This is a genomic window from Spirillospora sp. CA-142024 (assembly GCF_050942325.1).
Taxonomy (GTDB): Bacteria; Actinomycetota; Actinomycetes; order Streptosporangiales; family Streptosporangiaceae; genus Spirillospora.
Genome location: NZ_CP192077.1, coordinates 6110673 through 6126477 on the forward strand (window position 1 = coordinate 6110673; position 15805 = coordinate 6126477).

Here is a 15805-nt window from a genome sequence, read left to right on the forward strand (position 1 = left end):
AGAAACCGACCGGTCGGTATGCATGTGTGGGGGGAGAATCGATGCCCGTAGTCGAGAGCGTCCGCGGCCCTGTCGACGTCACCAGCCTCGGACGCACGCTGATGCACGAGCACGTCTTCGTGCTCGGCAGCGAGAACGTCCAGAACTACGGCGCGGGCGACTGGTGGGACGAGGACGAGAAGGTCGCCGACGCGGTCGGCAAGCTCCGCGAGCTGGCGGAGCGGGGCGTCACCACCATCGCCGACCCGACCGTGTGGGGGCTCGGCCGCTACATCCCGCGGATCCAGCGCGTCAACGAGCAGGTCCCCGAGCTCACCATCATCGTGGCGACGGGCATCTACACCTACAACGACGTCCCGTTCCAGTTCCTCCACCGGGGCCCGGGCACGATGATGGACGAGGGCGCCGACCCGATGATCGCCGGCTTCACCCGGGATCTCACCGAGGGCATCGCCGGCACGGGGGTCAGGGCCGCGTTCCTCAAGTGCGCGATCGACGCCCCCGGCCTGACCCCGTCCGTCGAGCGGATCCTGCGGGCCGTCGCCGCCGCGCACCGCGAGACGGGCGCGCCGGTCACCGTCCACACCGAGAGCTCGATCCACGCGGGACGGACGGTCGTCGACCTGCTCGGCAAGGCGGGCGTGGACCTCGCCAAGGTCGTCATCGGGCACGCCGGCGACAGCAACGACCTCGACTACCTGATGGAGCTGGCCGACACGGGCGCGATCCTCGGCATGGACCGGTTCGGGCTGGACATCATCAACCCGACCGCGGAGCGGGTGCGCACCGTCGCGTCCCTGTGCGAGCGCGGCTACGCCGACCGTATGGTCCTCAGCCACGACGCGAGCTGCTTCATCGACTGGTTCGGCCCCGACCCCGCGACGGTGCCCGCGCTGCAGCCGAACTGGAACTACCGGCACATCAGCGACGACGTCCTGCCCGCGCTGCGCGCCGCCGGCGTCTCCGACGCGCAGATCGACCAGATGCTCGTCGAGAACCCCCGGCGCTACTTCACCCGCTGACCCCCGGCCGTCTCCCCCGGCCCGACCCCCAGATCACCCAACGACTATTCGCCAGGAATCGGGAATCATGGGAGGAAATCGAGGGAGGAGGCACCGAGGTGAGCGAGCACCCCGCGCGGCACGGAACCCGTACCGCGATCGCGTTGCTCCTGGTCACGGTGCCCGCCTTCCTCGTCCCCGGCTGCCGCACGGTGGAGACCGGCGGCGCGCGGGACGTCCCGCCGCCCGTCGAGGCCACCACGGCCAAGCCCGCCAAACCCAGCGGGCGGCGGCCCGGCGTCGTCAACATCGAGACCGAGCAGACGCTGAACGGCACCCGCGCCGCCGGGACGGGCATCCTGCTCACCCCGTCCGGCCTCGTCCTGACCAACAACCACGTGATCCAGGGCGCCACCACGATCAAGGGCACCGACACCGACAACCGCCGCACCTACACCGCGCGGGTCGTCGGCTACGACCGGACGGGCGACATCGCGGTGATCGGCTTGTCCGGCGCGTCCGGGCTGAAGCCGGCCGCGTTCGCCTCCGCGGCCGGCGCGGCGGTCGGCGACACGGTCACCGCCGTCGGCAACGCGGGCGGCAAGGGCGGGACGCCCACGGTCGTCACCGGCAGGGTCACCGCCCTGCAGCAGTCCGTCACCGCGCGCGACGACAGCAACGGGTCGTCCGAGCGGCTCACCGGCCTGATCGAGACGAACGCCCCGATCAAGCCGGGCGACTCCGGCGGCCCGCTGCTCGACACCGGCGGCAAGGTCATCGGGATCAACACGGCCGCGTCCGCCGGGTACTCGATGAAGGGCACGCAGCAGAAGAGGGACCACCGCGGCTACGCCATCCCGTCCGACCGGGCGCTGGAGATCGCCCGGCAGATCCAGCGGGGCGAGGCTTCCTCGACCGTGCACATCGGCCGGACGGCCATGCTCGGGGTCAAGGTCCGTTCCAACGGCCGGTCCCCCGGCGCGCTGGTCGCCGAGATCGTGCCCGGGAGTCCCGCCGAGACCGCGGGCGTCCCGGTCGGCGCCGCCATCGTCACCTTCGGCGGAAGCGCGGTCGACTCCCCGTCCACCCTCACGGCCCTGATGCAGGCCCGCCACCCCGGTGACGTCGTCCGCATCGAATGGGCGACCCGCCAGGGCGACCGCGCGGCGGCCACCCTCCGCCTGACCGAGGGCCCCCCTCAGTAACGCGCCGAACAGGCGTAACGTGCGACAGTGGGATGGTCGGCCGACTACGAGGATGGTTCCCATGACGCGCAAAGCCCCCGCCGACGACTTCGACGACTCGGGCCTTGAGGTCTCGAAACCGAAGACGTGGGCGGCCGGCGTTCCGGGGGTCACGGCCGCGCTGCGGCAGTCGTACGAGCAGATGGGCGTGCGGCGGACGGCGCTGACGCTCCTGCGCGTCAACCAGAAGCAGGGCTTCGACTGCCCGGGCTGCGCCTGGCCGGAGGGCGACCACCGGCACATCGCGGAGTTCTGCGAGAACGGGGCGAAGGCCGTCGCGGAGGAGGCGACGACGCGGCGCGTCACCCGGGAGTTCTTCGCCGAGCACACCGTCGCCGAACTGGCCGGGCGGTCCGACCACTGGCTCGGGCAGCAGGGGCGGCTGGCCGAGCCGATGCTGAAGCGCGCCGGTTCCGAGCACTACGAGCCGGTGTCGTGGGACGAGGCGATCGGGCTGCTGGCGTCCGAGCTGAACGCGCTGGAGTCGCCGGACGAGGCCGTCTTCTACACCTCGGGCCGGACGAGCAACGAGGCCGCGTTCGCCTACCAGCTGTTCGCCCGCGCGTTCGGCACCAACAACCTGCCGGACTGCAGCAACATGTGCCACGAGTCGTCCGGGTCCGCGCTGAGCGAGACGATCGGCATCGGCAAGGGCTCGGTGCTGCTGGAGGACCTCTACCAGGCCGATCTCATCTTCGTCGTCGGCCAGAACCCGGGGACGAACCACCCGCGCATGCTGTCGGCGCTGGAGCGGGCGAAGAAGGAGGGCGCCCGCGTCGTCGCCGTCAACCCGCTGCCCGAGGCCGGGCTGATGCGGTTCAAGAACCCGCAGCGCCCGTCCGGGGTGACCGGTCAGGGAACGATGCTCGCCGACCGGTTCCTGCAGATCCGGCTGAACGGCGACCTCGCGCTGTTCCAGGCGCTGAACCGGATGCTGCTGGAGTCGGACGCGCCGGACGCCATCGACCGCGGGTTCCTCGACGCCCACGCGCACGGATTCGACGCCTTCCAGAAGCACGTCCTCGGCCTGGACTGGGACGACGTGCTGGAGGCGACCGGCCTGACCCGGGGCGAGATCGCCGCGACGCTCGGCGACGTCCTCGCCGCGAAGCGGATCATCGTCTGCTGGGCGATGGGCCTCACCCAGCACCGCAACTCGGTCCCGACGATCCGCGAGGTCGTCAACTTCCTGCTGCTGCGCGGCAACATCGGCCGTCCCGGCGCGGGCGTCTGCCCGGTGCGCGGCCACTCCAACGTGCAGGGCGACCGGACGATGGGCATCTGGGAGAAGCCGAAGCCCGCCTTCCTGGACGCGCTGGCCGCCGAGTTCGGGTTCGAGCCGCCGCGCGAGCACGGGGTGGACACCGTGGACGCGATCCGCGCCATGCGGGACGGCAGGGCCAGGGTGTTCCTCGGCATGGGGGGCAACTTCGTCCGCGCCACCCCCGACTCCGCCGTGACCGAGGCGGCGCTGCGGAACTGCCGGCTCACCGCCCAGATCTCCACGAAGCTCAACCGCTCGCACGCGGTGACCGGTGAGCTGGCGCTGATCCTGCCGACGCTCGGCCGAACCGAGCGCGACGAGCAGGAGACCGGGCCGCAGTTCGTGTCCGTCGAGGACTCGATGGGCATGGTGCACGCCTCCCGCGGCCGCCTGGCCCCGGCGTCGGAGCACCTGGTGTCGGAGGTCGCGATCGTCTGCCGGCTCGCGCGGGCCGCGCTGCCGGGCGCGGGCATCGACTGGGCGGCGATGGAGCGCGACTACGACGTGATCCGCGACCACGTCTCGCGGGTCGTCCCCGGATTCGCCGCCTACAACGCCCGCGTCCGGGAGCCGGGCGGCTTCACCCTCCCGCACGCGCCCCGCGACGAGCGCAGGTTCCCGACCGCGACCGGCAAGGCCAACCTGACGGTGAACGAACTGGAGGTCCTGCGGGTCCCGGAAGGGCGGCTGCTGCTGCAGACCGTCCGGAGCCACGACCAGTACAACACCACCATCTACGGGCTGGACGACCGGTACCGCGGCATCAAGGCGGGACGCCGCGTCGTGTTCGTCAACCCGGCCGACCTGTCCGGGCTCGGGATCGCCGACGGCGCCATGGTCGACCTCGTCTCCGAGTGGTCGGACGGCGCCGAGCGCCGCGCCCCCGCCTTCCGCGTCGTCTCGTACCCGACCGCGCCGGGCTGTGCGGCCGCGTACTTTCCGGAGACGAACGTCCTGGTTCCGCTCGACAGCACCGCCGAGGTCAGCAACACCCCGACGTCCAAGTCCGTCGTCGTCCGCCTGGAACCGGCGGCCGCGGAGGCGTAGGCCATCCGGTCGCCCGGAGCACGGCGGCGGTCTAGGCTCGATCCATGACGAACCTCCCCGAGCATGCCGGGACGCCCGGAGCGCCGGAGATGCGGGCCGGCGACGCCGACCGCGAGCGGGTCGCGCAGGTCCTGCGGGACGCCGCCGGCGAGGGGCGGCTGACGCTGGCCGAGCTGGACGAGCGGCTGGACGCGGTCTACGCGGCCAAGACCTACGCCGATCTGGAGCCGATCACCCGCGACCTGCCGGCGGCGGGCACGGCGGCGCCGCCGGTGCCGGCGACCGGGGCGGACTGGCGGCCGGTCGAGGGCGCGCCGTCCTGGCGGATCGGCATCGGGATCATGAGCGGGTTCCAGCGCTCGGGCGTGTGGAACGTGCCGCGCAGGTTCAGCGCGTTCGCGTTCTGGGGCGGCGGGAAGATCGACCTGCGCGAGGCCCGGTTCGACGAGGGCCAGGTGACGATCCGGGCGCTGGCGATCATGGGCGGGTTCGAGATCATCGTGCCGGACGACATCACCGTGCACGTCAAGGGCCTCGGGATCATGGGCGGGTTCGACCAGCGGGCGAGCGGGCCGGGCGTGCCCGGCTCCCCCACGGTCGTCGTGAAGGGCCTGGCGTTCTGGGGCGGCGTCGGCGTCAAGCGCCGCAAGTCCAGCCGGCAGAAGAAGCGCCGGAAGGAACTGGACTCCGACTAGCGGGCACTGGACTCCGACTGGCCGGCACTGGAGCCCGGCTGGGCCGCGAGGCGGTCGAGCCACTCGCCGAGCAGGGCCGCCTCGGCGCCCGTCAGATCGGGCGGCGGAGCGGCGGCCAGCGCGCCCCGCAGCGCGGCCGCCCTCAGGGCCACCGCGTCGGTGAGCGGGGACGCGTCGGGCGGGACGGTGACGGCCGCGAGGACCGCCTCCCGTGTCCGGACGGAGGTCTCCCGGTCCGCCTCCTCGCCGGCGGGGTTCGCGATGAGCGTGAGGGTGACGCCGGTTCCCGCGGAGTGGAGGACGCGCGCGGCGGTCTCGACCGGCACGCGGAGGCGGCCCGCGCGCGCGATGGCCTCGACCAGCCCGAGCAGGAGGCCGTGCGCCTCCTTCGCGGCGGCCGGGGTGCGCGACGTCCCGTACATCAGCGTGTAGAACGCCGGGTGGGTGACGCCGTACTCGACGTGCAGGTCCCAGCCGCGGCGCAGGTCCTCGACCGGGTCGCCGGTGGTGCCCTGCGCGCGCTTGCTCGCCAGGTACTCCTCGAACCCGTGCGCCGCGACCGCGTCGAACAGGCCCTGCTTGTCGCCGAAGTGGTGGTAGAGGGTCGGCGCCCCGACGCCCGCGGCGGCGCACACGGCCCGCGTCGAGACGGGCTCGCCGTTCGCCTCGGTGAGCAGCCGCGCCGCGGCGCGCACGATCCGGTCCCGTGTGGCGAGGTCCTTCTGAGCTGTCACAACAACGATGTTACAGAAATTTCCGAATCATCGCTATGCGAACGGCGTGTAGCGTGACTATAGTCCTGCTTATACCAACGCTATGGGCGGCCGCGGGCCGTCACGAGACATGAGAGGGGGCGCCGCCATGCGCAGCGCCGTTCTTACCGCACCCGGCAAGCCGCTGGAGATCGTCGAGCGGGAGGTGCCCGAACCTGGCCCCGGCGAGATCCTCGTCAAGGTCACCGCCTGCGGGATGTGCTACTCCGAGGTCAACCACCTGCGGGGCCACTACCCGTTCGGGACGTTCCCCGCCGTCCCCGGGCACGAGATCAGCGGTGTCGTCGCCGCGCTCGGCGAGGGCGTCGGGTGGCCCGAGGTCGGCACCCCGGTCGGCGCCGGATGGATCCACGGGTCGTGCGGGCACTGCGACCAGTGCGTGCGGGGCGACCAGATCCTCTGCACCGGGGCGCCCAAGCAGGTCAACGGCGTCACCACCGACGGCGGCTACGCCGAGTACTTCGTGGGCAGCGCCGGTTTCGTCACCCCGCTGCCGGACGGCCTCGACCCGGTCGCGGGCGCGCCGCTGATGTGCGCCGGGATCACCGCGTTCAACGGGCTCCGGCAGGCCGGGGCCGCCGCCGGCTCGAAGGTCGCCGTGCTCGGCACCGGCGGCGTCGGGACGATGGCGCTCCGGTTCGCCGCCGCCATGGGCGCCCGCGTCGCCGTGGTGTCCCGGTCGCGCCGCGCCGAGAAGGAGACGCTGGACGCCGGCGCCGAACTGTTCGTCGCGACCGCCGAGCAGGATCCGGCCGAGGAGCTGCGGGCGTGGGGCGGCGCGGACCTGGTGGTCAACACCGCGCCCGACACCGCGACCGGCCTCGCCGCGTTCGGCGGCCTGCGCCCGGACGGCACCCTGCTCTACCTCGGCATGGGCGCCGAGAACGTGAGCGTGCCGCCGGCGGCGCTCGTCATGAACCGGCTGCGGGTGATGGGCGTGCCGTCCGGTTCCCCGCACGACCTGCGCGACACGCTCGCGTTCGCGACGGCGCACGGGATCGTCCCCGAGGTCAGGCCCGTCACGCTGGACGAGGCCCCCGGCGTCCTCGCCGCGATGGACGAGGGCACCAGCCGGGGCCGCGCCGTCATCACCTTCGCGTGAAGGCCGTCCAGGGGCGCGCCCGCTCGTAGGCGGCACAGGCGGCCATGACCAGGGCGTCGGCATGCCGGGCGCCGACGACCTGAAGGCCGATGGGCAGGCCGCCGGACGTGAAGCCGCACGGCAGGCTCGCCGCCGGCTGCTGGGTCATGTTGAACGGGTAGGTGAAAGGGGTCCAGCTCGTCCAGCGCGGGGACTGGGAGCCCGGCGGGACCTCCAGGCCGGCCTCGAACGGGGCGATCGGCATCGTGGGGGTGAGGAGCAGGTCGTACCGCTCGTGGAACAGGCCCATGATGCGGCCGAGCTCCATGCGGCGGGCCGTGGCGGTGAGGTACTCGACGGCCGAGTACCGCGCGCCCTGCCCGCAGATCTCCCGCAGCCCCGGATCGAGCCGCGCGAACTCCTCCGGCGACAGGTGCTCGACGACCTTGGCGGCCCCGGCGAACCACAGGGTCTCGAACTCCTCCACCGGGTCGCCGCCGAAGCCGGGGTCGGCCTGCTCGACCTTCGCGCCCAGCTCGGTGAAGACCTCGGCGGCGGCCGCCACGGACGCCGCGATCTCCGGGTCCACCCGCGCGAACCCGAGGTCGGGGCTGAACGCGACGCGAAGCCCGGTCAGGTCGTCCGGCCCGCCCTCGTGGAACGGCACGTCCGGCGGCGGCAGCGCCGACCAGTCGCGGCCGTCGGCGCCGCAGACCGCGTCGAGCAGCAGCGCCGCGTCCGCCACGGTGTTCGTCATCGGGCCGATGTGCGCGAGCGTGCCGAACGGGCTCGCCGGGTAGTGCGGGATGCGGCCGTACGTCGGTTTGATCGTGAAGGTGCCGGTGAACGCGGCGGGGATGCGCACCGAGCCGCCGCCGTCGGTGCCGAGGGCGAGCGGCGCCATGCCCGCCGCGACGGCCGCCGCGGCGCCGCCGCTCGACCCGCCCGGCGTGCGGGACGTGTCCCACGGGTTGCGGGTGACGCCGGTGAGCGGGTTGTCCGTGACGCCCTTCCAGGCGAACTCGGGCGTGGTCGTCTTGCCGGCGAACACCGCGCCCTGCTCGCGGAGGCGGGCGACGGACGGCGAGTCCTCGTCCCACGAGCGGTCCGGGTCGATCGTCGTGGAGCCGCGCAGCGTCGGCCAGCCGCGGGTGAGCAGGACGTCCTTGATGGAGACGGGCACGCCGTCCAGCGGACCGAGGGTCGCGCCGCGGCGCCACCGGTCCGCCGCCCCGCGGGCCATGTCGAGCGTGGTCTCCTCGTCGACGAGGCAGAACGCGTTGAGCTCCGGGTCGTCCCGCCTGATCCGGGCCAGGACGGCCTCGGCGGCCTCGACCGGGGAGAGCGTCCCGGCCTCGTACGCCGCACGCAGTTCGGTCGCGGTCAGATCGGCCGCGTCACTCATGGCTACCCCCTCTGATTCGAGCCCGCCCGCGGACCCGACCCGACATAGCCGAGCCGCTTGTCCACGACGTTGCGCAGCTGACGGCCGGACACATAGCGGCCGAGGTTGTCGGCGAACAGCCGGACCAGCTCGTCGCGCCAGCCGATCACGTCGCCGGACATGTGCGGGGAGACGATCACGTTCGGCATCTCCCAGAGGGGCGAGGACGGCGGCAGCGGCTCGTCCTCGAAGACGTCGAGCGCCGCGCCCGCGATCCGGCCGGCGCGCAGCGCCTCGACCAGGTCGGGCTCGGCCACCAGCCCGCCGCGTCCCACGTTGATCAGCCGCGCGGACGGCCGCATCCGGTCCAGCGTCGCGGCGTCGACCATGCCGCGGGTCTGCGGGGTGAGCGGCGCGGCGAGCACGACGTAGTCGGCGTCGGCGAGCACCTGGTCCAGCCGCTCGATCGAGTGGACGACGCCGAAGTCGGGGTCGGCGTCGCGTGCGGTGCGGCCGGCGCCGGCGACGGCGAGCCCGGCCGCGGACAGCCGGCGCCCGATCGCGCGCCCGATCGGCCCGGTGCCGACGACGAGCGCATGGGCACCGGTGATCCGCTCGGTCTCGCGGTGCAGCCAGCGCCGCTCGCCCTGCAGCCGGACGGTGGTGTGCAGGTCCTTGGCGAAGGCGATCACCAGCCCGAGGACGTACTCGGCGATGGGTTCGTCGAACACTCCTCGCGAGTTGGTGATAATCGTCTCACTCTCGACGAGGCCGGGGAACATCAGCCGGTCGACGCCGGCGCTCGCGATGTGCACCCAGGCCGGGCCTCCCTCGGACGGCCACGCGGCGGCGACCGCGTCCGACAGGAAGTCCCACATGAACAGGGCGTCGGCGCCCGGAAGCGCCTCGGCCAGCTCTGTTTCGCCCACGTAACGGAGGCGCGCGAGGCGCTCGGCCTCGGCCATGCCGCGCGGCTGGACGTCCCCGACCAGCACCACCACGTCGGGCCGCCCTGCGCGGGCGTGCTGAACAGACTGCATGGGTGTCACTTCCGGGGTGTGCGGAGTTTACGAGAAGGCAACTCGGGGAGGCATTGACACGCTAGAAAGCGTTCGTAGGATTGTCAACAATCAGCGCGGTGCACCGCGGCCCCGGTCACCGCACTGAAACGTGTGCTGCAAGACCGTCGCAACCTGCCCAGCACGGCCAGGACGGATCCCAGAGCGCTCTGACTAAGCCCCCTCCGGGGGTGTGGGGGTGCGCCCTCGCAAACATGGAGAGTCCTTTCGGGTGGCGACGCTCTCGCCCACCCCTGTTCACGGGGAGGTACCAGCATGCCCAAGCTCATGACCATCACTCTGGAGCGCCGCGGTGTTTCGTGCGTCGCGGAACTGCTGGAGAAGGACGCGCCTCGTACCTGCGAAGCGGTCTGGCGCTCCTTGCCTCTCGGTGGCGAGGCGTACCACGCGAAGTACGCGCGCAACGAGGTGTACACGATGGTCGAACGGTTCTCCGAGGAAGAGGTCGGCCTGGAGAACACCACCGTCACCCCCATCCCGGGCGACGTCGTCTACTTCTCCTTCACCGGCGGGATGCTCGACCGGAAGTTCAAGGAGGAGAAGAACATCCACGGGTTGCCCGGCGTCATCGACCTCGCCATCTTCTACGGCCGCAACAACCTGCTGCTGAACGGCGACGTCGGCTGGGTGCCCGGCAACGTGTACGCGACGATCGTCGACGGACTCGACCGGATGGCGGAGGCGTGCAACGACGTCTGGCGATCCGGCGGCGTCGGTGAGCGTCTCGTCTACGCCCGTGCCGAGTCCTAGAGCGGTGGGCACGCAGATGACATTCGACCCCACGCTGGTCGTCGGCCCCGAGCTGCTCGCGCAGCACGGCATCGGCGTGGTCGCGCCGTTCGACTTCGCGCTCGACCGTGAGTTGTGGCGCTGGACGCCCGACGACGTGTCGCTGTTCATGACCCGGCTGCCGTACGTCCCGGTGCCGGTCACGGTCGAGATGGCCTCCGCGCTGTCCGACCAGTCCATCGTCCGGCAGGCGACCCGGGACGTCCTCGCCCCCGAGCCGCTCGCGGTCGCCTACGCCTGCGCGTCCGGCAGCTTCATCCGCGGCAAGGCGGGCGAGCTGGAGCTGCACCAGTCCATGACAGCGGCGGGAGCGCCGGTGTCGACGACGACCTCGGGCGCGCTCGTGGAGTCGCTCCGGCTGCTCGGCGTGTCGCGCATCGCGGTCGTCACGCCGTACATCGACGCGGTCACCGAGCGGCTCGTGTCCTTCCTCGGCGAGTACGGCATCGAGGTGGTGTCGTCGGTCGGGATGGGGCTGCTCAGCCACATCTGGAAGGTCGGGTACGGCGAGATCGTGTCGGCGGTGTCGACGGTGGACGCCCCGGAGGCCGAGGCCGTCTTCATCAGCTGCACGAACGTCCCGACGTACGACATCATCGCGCCGCTCGAGCAGATGATCGGCAAGCCGGTGCTGACCGCCAACCAGGTGACGATGTGCTCGGCGCTGCGCGCGATGGGCCGCTCCGCGGCCGGTCCCGGGCAGTCGCTGGTGCAGCTCGCCCCGACCACGGCGGCCTGACCGCCATGATCCGCGAAGGTAGGGTTGACCGCGACATGCCGCATAACAGGTTGAGCGCCGGGTTCCTGTACCCGGGCTACAGCGCCGAGGACGAGTATCCGGCCATCGAGCGCGCCCTCGGCGGCGTCAGCCTGCCGGTCGTCCACACGCTGATGCGCGAGGACGCGCACCGCGTCGACGCGCTGCTCGACATCGGCGGCGCCGACGTGCTGGGCGAAGGTGCCCGCACGCTGCGCGCCATGGGTGTGAAGGCCGCCGTGTGGGCGTGCACCAGCGGGAGCTTCGTGTTCGGCTGGGACGGCGCGGCGCAGCAGGTCGCGGGCGTGCGGGAGGCCGCGGGCGTGCCCGCGTCCAGCACGTCGTTCGCGTTCGTGCACGCGGCGCGGGCGCTCGGCGTGACGCGGGTCGCGGTCGCCGCGACCTATCCGTCCGACGTCGCCGAGCGGTTCGTCGCGTTCCTCGGCCACGCAGGCATCGAGGTGGTGGCGCTGTCCTGCCGGGGCATCGTCACCGCCGCCGAGGTCGGCACCCTCGGGCGCGACGAGGTGCTCGCGTTCGTCGCGGCCAACGACCATCCGGACGCCGAGGCGGTGCTGGTGCCCGACACCGCGCTGCACACCGTGTCCTGGCTCGACGAGCTGGAGGCGCGCGTCGGCAAGCCGGTGCTGACCGCCAACCAGGTGAGCGTGTGGGAGGGGCTGCGACTCGCGTCCGGCCCGGGGGGACTCCCGCCGCGCACCGGGCTGGGCCGGCTGTTCGCCGTCCCGGCCACCGTCCCCGCCGGTCCCGCCGAACAGGGGGCCGAGCAGGGGCGACATACCTGACAGCTATGACGAAAGGGGCCCCGGGCATGGGCCGGTTGGGTGAGCTGGAACCTGTCCCCCGCAAGTCGACCGTCGAGATCGTCTCGGACGAGCTGCGTTCGGCGATCATGTACGGATCGCTGGAGCCCGGCGCGCAGCTCGGCGAGGCCGAGCTCGCCGCGCGCCTCGGCATCAGCCGCGGCCCGCTCCGCGAGGCGATGCAGCGGCTGGTCCAGGAGGGCCTGCTCGTCAGCGAGCCGCACCGCGGCCTGTTCGTGATCACGCTGGACGAGGGGGACGTCGAGGACGTCTACCTCGCCCGGCTCGCGATCGAGCGCGAGGCATGCCAGCTGATCATGGAGCGGAACCGGGGCGAGGCGGTCGCCCGGCTCACCGAGGCCCTGGAGGCGCTGGTCGAGGCGGCGCGCCAGCGGGACCGCGTCGCGATGAGCGATGCCGACCAGGCGTTCCACGAGGTGCTGGTCAGCTCGTCCGGCAGCCCCCGGCTGGAGCGGATGGCGCACACGCTGCTCGTGGAGACCCGCATGTGCCTGAACGCGCTGCAGGACACCTACCCCGAACCCGCCGACCTCGTCGAGGAGCACCGCAGGCTCGTCGACGCGATCGGGGACGGGGAGGAGGAGCGGCTGCTGACCCTCATCGAGGAGCACATGACCGACTCCATCGACCGGCTCCGCGTGTCTTAACCAGGTCCCCTGGACATCCGAGCCCGGGGGCACATAGATTGCAGATTGTCGACAATCTACCGGAGGGATGCATGGCTACGCTGTCACCCCTGCTGAAGCAGGCCACCCCCGTCCTCGCCGAGCGCGGCGAGGGCGTGTACCTGTACGACGCCGACGGCCGCCGGCACCTGGACTTCACCGCGGGCATCGGCGTCACCAACACCGGCCACTGCCACCCGCGCGTGGTCGAGGCCGCGCAGAAGCAGGTCGGGACGCTGATCCACGGGCAGTACACGACGGTCATGCACCGGCCGCTGCTGCGGCTCGTCGAAGCGCTCGGCGAGGTCCTTCCCGACGGCCTGGACTCGCTGTTCTTCCTCAACAGCGGCAGCGAGGCCGTCGAGGCGTCCATCCGGCTGGCCCGGCACGCGACCGGGCGGCAGAACATCGTCGTCTTCCACGGCTCCTTCCACGGCCGGACGATGGGCGCCGCCGCGCTCACCACGGCGGGCACGAAGTTCCGCGCGGGCATCGGCCCGCTGATGCCGGGCGCCGCCATCGCCCCGTTCCCGCAGGCGTTCCGGTACGGCTGGCCGGAGGAGGAGGCCACCCGGTTCGCGCTGCGCGAGCTCGACTACCTGCTCGCCACCGCCAGCCCCGCGTCCGACACCGCCGCGTTCATCGTCGAGCCCGTGCTCGGCGAGGGCGGCTACATCCCCGCGCCGCCCGCGTTCCTCGAAGGGCTGCGGGAGCGCGCCGACCGGCACGGCATCCTGCTGATCATGGACGAGGTGCAGACCGGGTTCGGGCGGACCGGCCGGTTCTGGGGGCACGAGCACTCGGCGGCCCGTCCGGACGTCCTGATCACGGCGAAGGGTCTGGCCAGCGGGTTCCCGCTGTCGGCGATCGCGGCGCCGACGGCGCTGATGGAGAAGGCCCGCCCGGGGTCGCAGGGCGGGACGTACGGCGGCAACGCCGTCTCGTGCGCCGCCGCGCTCGCCACCCTCCAGGTCATCGCCGACGAGGACCTCGTCGGCAACGCGGCCCGGCAGGGCGCGCGGCTGAGCGACGGGCTCCGCAAGGTCGCCGCCGACCATCCGGAGATCGGCGACGTGCGCGGCCTTGGGCTGATGCAGGCCGGCGAGTTCACCACGCCGGACGGCGAGCCCGACGCCGCCGCCGCGGCGCGGGCGCACAATGCGGCCGCGGAGCGCGGGCTCCTACTGCTGACCTGTGGCGCCTACGGCAACGTCGTCCGGATGATCCCGCCGCTGATCGTCACGGCGGAGCAGATCGACGACGCGCTCGGCATCTGGTCGCACGCCGTGGCGGACGCGGTCGGCTGACCTGAGGCACGGCGGGCGGCGCCCGGTGGCGAGAGGACGAGGCCACCGGGCGCCGCTGTCATTGGGCGGGCTCAGCCGAGCGGGTCGCCGCAGTCGATGGGCCAGTACGGCCCCCAGATGTCGAGCGAGTTCAGCACGAACTTGATCATTACCGGGTCGAAGGCGATGCCGACGTGGGCGTTGGTGTCGTTCGCGCACTTGTCCTGCAGGAGCACGTTCTGCGCGTTCGACCCGTTGAGGAACTCCGACGTGTAGGGCGTGACGACCTCGTCGTACTTCGTGGACAGCACGATGTAGGTGGGGCCGGGAACGGTGTCGCCGCCCTCGTTCAGTTTCTTCAGGAAGTCCGAGCCGACGATCTGCTGGCCCGCGGCGGGCGCGGCCTTCACGACCGCCTGCGTGATGCCGAGCAGGCTGCCCAGTTCGACCAGCCCCGACATGTTGGTGCCGTGGTTGGACGGGACGACCCCGACGAGTTTGCCCACCTTCGCGGCCCCGCCGAGGAACTTCAGGTAGTACCGCGGCATCATGCCGCCCTGCGAATGCCCGACGATGTCGACCTTGGACGACCCGGTCGAGGCGATCACCCTGTCGACGAAGGCGGACAGTTCCCCGGCCGACGTGGGAATGTCGTTGATCCCCTGGATGGGGCCGTCCTTCGGGCCGCCGTAATTGAGGGCGTAGACGCAGTAGCCGGCCTTCTTCAGCGCCGGGGAGAGCTTCTGCCAGTTGAACGCCATGTTCTCGAACGTGCCGTGCACGAGCACCACCGGACGCGGGTGGAGGAACGAGGGCCTGCAGTTCCAGTCGTTCGCCCCCTCGGGGCTCGTCTCGGCGTGCGCGGCGGGCGCGACCATTCCGGCCATGCCGGACGCGGCCGAAACCGTCGCGGCGATGACCGCCCATGAACGGAGCCGTCTGAAACGCATGTGCATCTCCCTAATGCGGGCACGACGAAAAGGCCGGGCGTCCGGCATTTCGATTCGTCGTGGTCGGGGTGGAGTGCCCACAAGGTACGGCCGCTTTCCGGCGCGGTCTTGTACGACGACCGCCGGTTACCCCGGGGAAATTGTCAGGCGTCTCACAATCGGCTCGGCCGGCACACCGCTCGACCTGCGCGTTCAGTCACGGGTGAGCCCGTCGACGAGCGCGCGCAGCCCGTCGAGGTAGGTGTCCTGCGCGGTGAGCGTCGCCCAGCGGCCGGACAGGGACGCCAGCCTCGGCAGCGCCACCGGGTCGAGGTCGGCGAAGATCCGGTCGCGGTGGGTGGGCCGGTCGTCGCGGGCCCGCCTGCGGGCGGAGGCGGCGCGCACGAGCATCTCTCCGGCGGTGTAGTACCAGACCGCCCGGTAGCCGTGGACGGCCTGCTCGATGGTGAGGCCGCACTCCATCAGGGCGTCCACGATCCGCTCGTTGTACCAGAGCGCCTCCTCCGCCATCAGGTCGTCGGCGGTGAGCAGCTCCACGATCCAGGGGACGCCCGCCAGCGTCTCGCGGATGGCCGCGGCCAGGACGACGACGCGCTCGCGCGGGTCGGACGGCAGGTCGGGCCTGTGCAGCGACCGCGCGGCGTAGTCGTTCACCAGCAGCAGGAGGAGGTCCTCCTTGTCGCGCACGTGGTGGTAGAGCGCCATCGGCGTGCTGCCGACCTCCGTGGCCAGGCGCCGCATCGTCAGCTTGCCGACGCCCTCCTCGTCCACGATCCGGCGGGCGGTCTCGATGATCTCCGTGCGGGAGATGCGGGGCGGCCTGCCGCCGCCCCGCCGCTCTGGGGACGCCATCCCCTCATCATCGCCCATGCCCGCGGCGCGGGCTGGACAGCCGGGCGGAAGTCCGGCTAGGTTTTTATACATGTATAGAAACTCCAGACCTGG

General features: G+C 72.2%; 15 protein-coding genes. 10 read left to right on the top strand and 5 right to left on the bottom strand.

Features of this window, described 5'->3' with window-relative positions; all coding sequences use genetic code 11:
* Window positions 1-41 precede the first annotated feature (41 nt).
* The 4 genes from ACQPZP_RS29050 to ACQPZP_RS29065 all read left to right on the top strand — a co-directional run bounded on the left by ACQPZP_RS29050 (window position 42) and on the right by ACQPZP_RS29065 (window position 5251).
* Complete coding sequence (locus ACQPZP_RS29050; RefSeq protein WP_433472906.1) at window positions 42-1022, top strand: phosphotriesterase family protein; 981 nt, start codon at window positions 42-44, stop codon at window positions 1020-1022.
* A 98-nt stretch (window positions 1023-1120) separates the two neighbouring features.
* Entirely contained in the window at window positions 1121-2206 is a 1086-nt protein-coding gene (locus ACQPZP_RS29055) for a S1C family serine protease (RefSeq protein WP_433472907.1), read from the top strand.
* A gap of 61 nt (window positions 2207-2267) precedes the next feature.
* Window positions 2268-4556, top strand: a complete 2289-nt coding sequence (locus ACQPZP_RS29060) for an FdhF/YdeP family oxidoreductase (protein WP_433472908.1) — start codon at window positions 2268-2270, stop codon at window positions 4554-4556.
* Window positions 4557-4600: 44 nt separating this feature from the next.
* Window positions 4601-5251, top strand: a complete 651-nt coding sequence (locus ACQPZP_RS29065) for a DUF1707 SHOCT-like domain-containing protein (protein WP_433472909.1) — start codon at window positions 4601-4603, stop codon at window positions 5249-5251.
* Here ACQPZP_RS29065 and ACQPZP_RS29070 read toward each other — a convergent pair.
* Window positions 5248-5985 carry a TetR/AcrR family transcriptional regulator gene (locus ACQPZP_RS29070; RefSeq protein ID WP_433472910.1) on the bottom strand — a complete coding sequence of 246 codons (738 nt, stop codon included), beginning with the start codon at window positions 5983-5985 and terminating at the stop codon, window positions 5248-5250. The genes ACQPZP_RS29065 and ACQPZP_RS29070 overlap by 4 nt on opposite strands.
* 127 nt (window positions 5986-6112) lie before the next feature.
* Between ACQPZP_RS29070 and ACQPZP_RS29075 the strand changes: the two genes are divergently transcribed.
* Entirely contained in the window at window positions 6113-7126 is a 1014-nt protein-coding gene (locus ACQPZP_RS29075; RefSeq protein WP_433472911.1) for an alcohol dehydrogenase catalytic domain-containing protein, read from the top strand.
* Here ACQPZP_RS29075 and ACQPZP_RS29080 read toward each other — a convergent pair.
* Together ACQPZP_RS29080 and ACQPZP_RS29085 are read right to left on the bottom strand one after the other, a co-directional pair.
* The gene (locus ACQPZP_RS29080) at window positions 7113-8510 is read right to left on the bottom strand and encodes an amidase (protein WP_433472912.1); all 1398 of its coding nucleotides are present in this window, start codon (window positions 8508-8510) and stop codon (window positions 7113-7115) included. The genes ACQPZP_RS29075 and ACQPZP_RS29080 overlap by 14 nt on opposite strands.
* 2 nt (window positions 8511-8512) lie before the next feature.
* Window positions 8513-9529 carry a D-2-hydroxyacid dehydrogenase gene (locus ACQPZP_RS29085; protein ID WP_433472913.1) on the bottom strand — a complete coding sequence of 339 codons (1017 nt, stop codon included), beginning with the start codon at window positions 9527-9529 and terminating at the stop codon, window positions 8513-8515.
* A gap of 306 nt (window positions 9530-9835) precedes the next feature.
* Between ACQPZP_RS29085 and ACQPZP_RS29090 the strand changes: the two genes are divergently transcribed.
* The 5 genes from ACQPZP_RS29090 (at window position 9836) to ACQPZP_RS29110 (ending at window position 13931) form a co-directional block, all read left to right on the top strand.
* A complete protein-coding gene (locus tag ACQPZP_RS29090; protein WP_433479689.1) occupies window positions 9836-10318 on the top strand; it encodes a DUF3830 family protein in 483 nt (160 codons plus the stop codon).
* Between the two features lie 16 nt (window positions 10319-10334).
* Window positions 10335-11096, top strand: a complete 762-nt coding sequence (locus ACQPZP_RS29095; RefSeq protein ID WP_433462513.1) for a maleate cis-trans isomerase family protein — start codon at window positions 10335-10337, stop codon at window positions 11094-11096.
* 35 nt (window positions 11097-11131) lie between these two features.
* Window positions 11132-11920, top strand: coding sequence for a maleate cis-trans isomerase family protein (locus ACQPZP_RS29100; protein WP_433472914.1), 789 nt, complete (start codon window positions 11132-11134; stop codon window positions 11918-11920).
* Between the two features lie 26 nt (window positions 11921-11946).
* A complete protein-coding gene (locus ACQPZP_RS29105) occupies window positions 11947-12606 on the top strand; it encodes a GntR family transcriptional regulator (protein WP_433472915.1) in 660 nt (219 codons plus the stop codon).
* A 71-nt stretch (window positions 12607-12677) separates the two neighbouring features.
* On the top strand, window positions 12678-13931 hold the full coding sequence (locus ACQPZP_RS29110; RefSeq protein WP_433472916.1) for an aspartate aminotransferase family protein: 1254 nt from the start codon (window positions 12678-12680) through the stop codon (window positions 13929-13931).
* A gap of 71 nt (window positions 13932-14002) precedes the next feature.
* Here the strand turns inward: ACQPZP_RS29110 and ACQPZP_RS29115 are convergent, their stop codons facing one another.
* Both ACQPZP_RS29115 and ACQPZP_RS29120 read right to left on the bottom strand, forming a co-directional pair.
* On the bottom strand, window positions 14003-14860 hold the full coding sequence (locus ACQPZP_RS29115) for an esterase/lipase family protein (protein ID WP_433472917.1): 858 nt from the start codon (window positions 14858-14860) through the stop codon (window positions 14003-14005).
* Between the two features lie 192 nt (window positions 14861-15052).
* Window positions 15053-15712, bottom strand: coding sequence for a TetR/AcrR family transcriptional regulator (locus ACQPZP_RS29120; RefSeq protein ID WP_433472918.1), 660 nt, complete (start codon window positions 15710-15712; stop codon window positions 15053-15055).
* Between the last annotated feature and the right edge of the window lie 93 nt (window positions 15713-15805).

Bases quoted from the DNA above. Each gene is read 5' to 3' on its own strand.
- ACQPZP_RS29080 (WP_433472912.1), bottom strand. From the start codon at position 8,510: ATGAGTGACGCGGCCGATCTGACCGCGACCGAACTGCGTGCGGCGTAC.
- ACQPZP_RS29115 (WP_433472917.1), bottom strand. From the start codon at position 14,860: ATGCGTTTCAGACGGCTCCGTTCATGGGCGGTCATCGCCGCGACGGTT.
- ACQPZP_RS29060 (WP_433472908.1), top strand. From the start codon at position 2,268: ATGACGCGCAAAGCCCCCGCCGACGACTTCGACGACTCGGGCCTTGAG.
- ACQPZP_RS29110 (WP_433472916.1), top strand. From the start codon at position 12,678: ATGGCTACGCTGTCACCCCTGCTGAAGCAGGCCACCCCCGTCCTCGCC.
- ACQPZP_RS29050 (WP_433472906.1), top strand. From the start codon at position 42: ATGCCCGTAGTCGAGAGCGTCCGCGGCCCTGTCGACGTCACCAGCCTC.
- ACQPZP_RS29075 (WP_433472911.1), top strand. From the start codon at position 6,113: ATGCGCAGCGCCGTTCTTACCGCACCCGGCAAGCCGCTGGAGATCGTC.
- ACQPZP_RS29100 (WP_433472914.1), top strand. From the start codon at position 11,132: ATGCCGCATAACAGGTTGAGCGCCGGGTTCCTGTACCCGGGCTACAGC.
- ACQPZP_RS29090 (WP_433479689.1), top strand. From the start codon at position 9,836: ATGACCATCACTCTGGAGCGCCGCGGTGTTTCGTGCGTCGCGGAACTG.
- ACQPZP_RS29095 (WP_433462513.1), top strand. From the start codon at position 10,335: ATGACATTCGACCCCACGCTGGTCGTCGGCCCCGAGCTGCTCGCGCAG.
- ACQPZP_RS29120 (WP_433472918.1), bottom strand. From the start codon at position 15,712: ATGGCGTCCCCAGAGCGGCGGGGCGGCGGCAGGCCGCCCCGCATCTCC.
- ACQPZP_RS29105 (WP_433472915.1), top strand. From the start codon at position 11,947: ATGGGCCGGTTGGGTGAGCTGGAACCTGTCCCCCGCAAGTCGACCGTC.
- ACQPZP_RS29085 (WP_433472913.1), bottom strand. From the start codon at position 9,529: ATGCAGTCTGTTCAGCACGCCCGCGCAGGGCGGCCCGACGTGGTGGTG.
- ACQPZP_RS29065 (WP_433472909.1), top strand. From the start codon at position 4,601: ATGACGAACCTCCCCGAGCATGCCGGGACGCCCGGAGCGCCGGAGATG.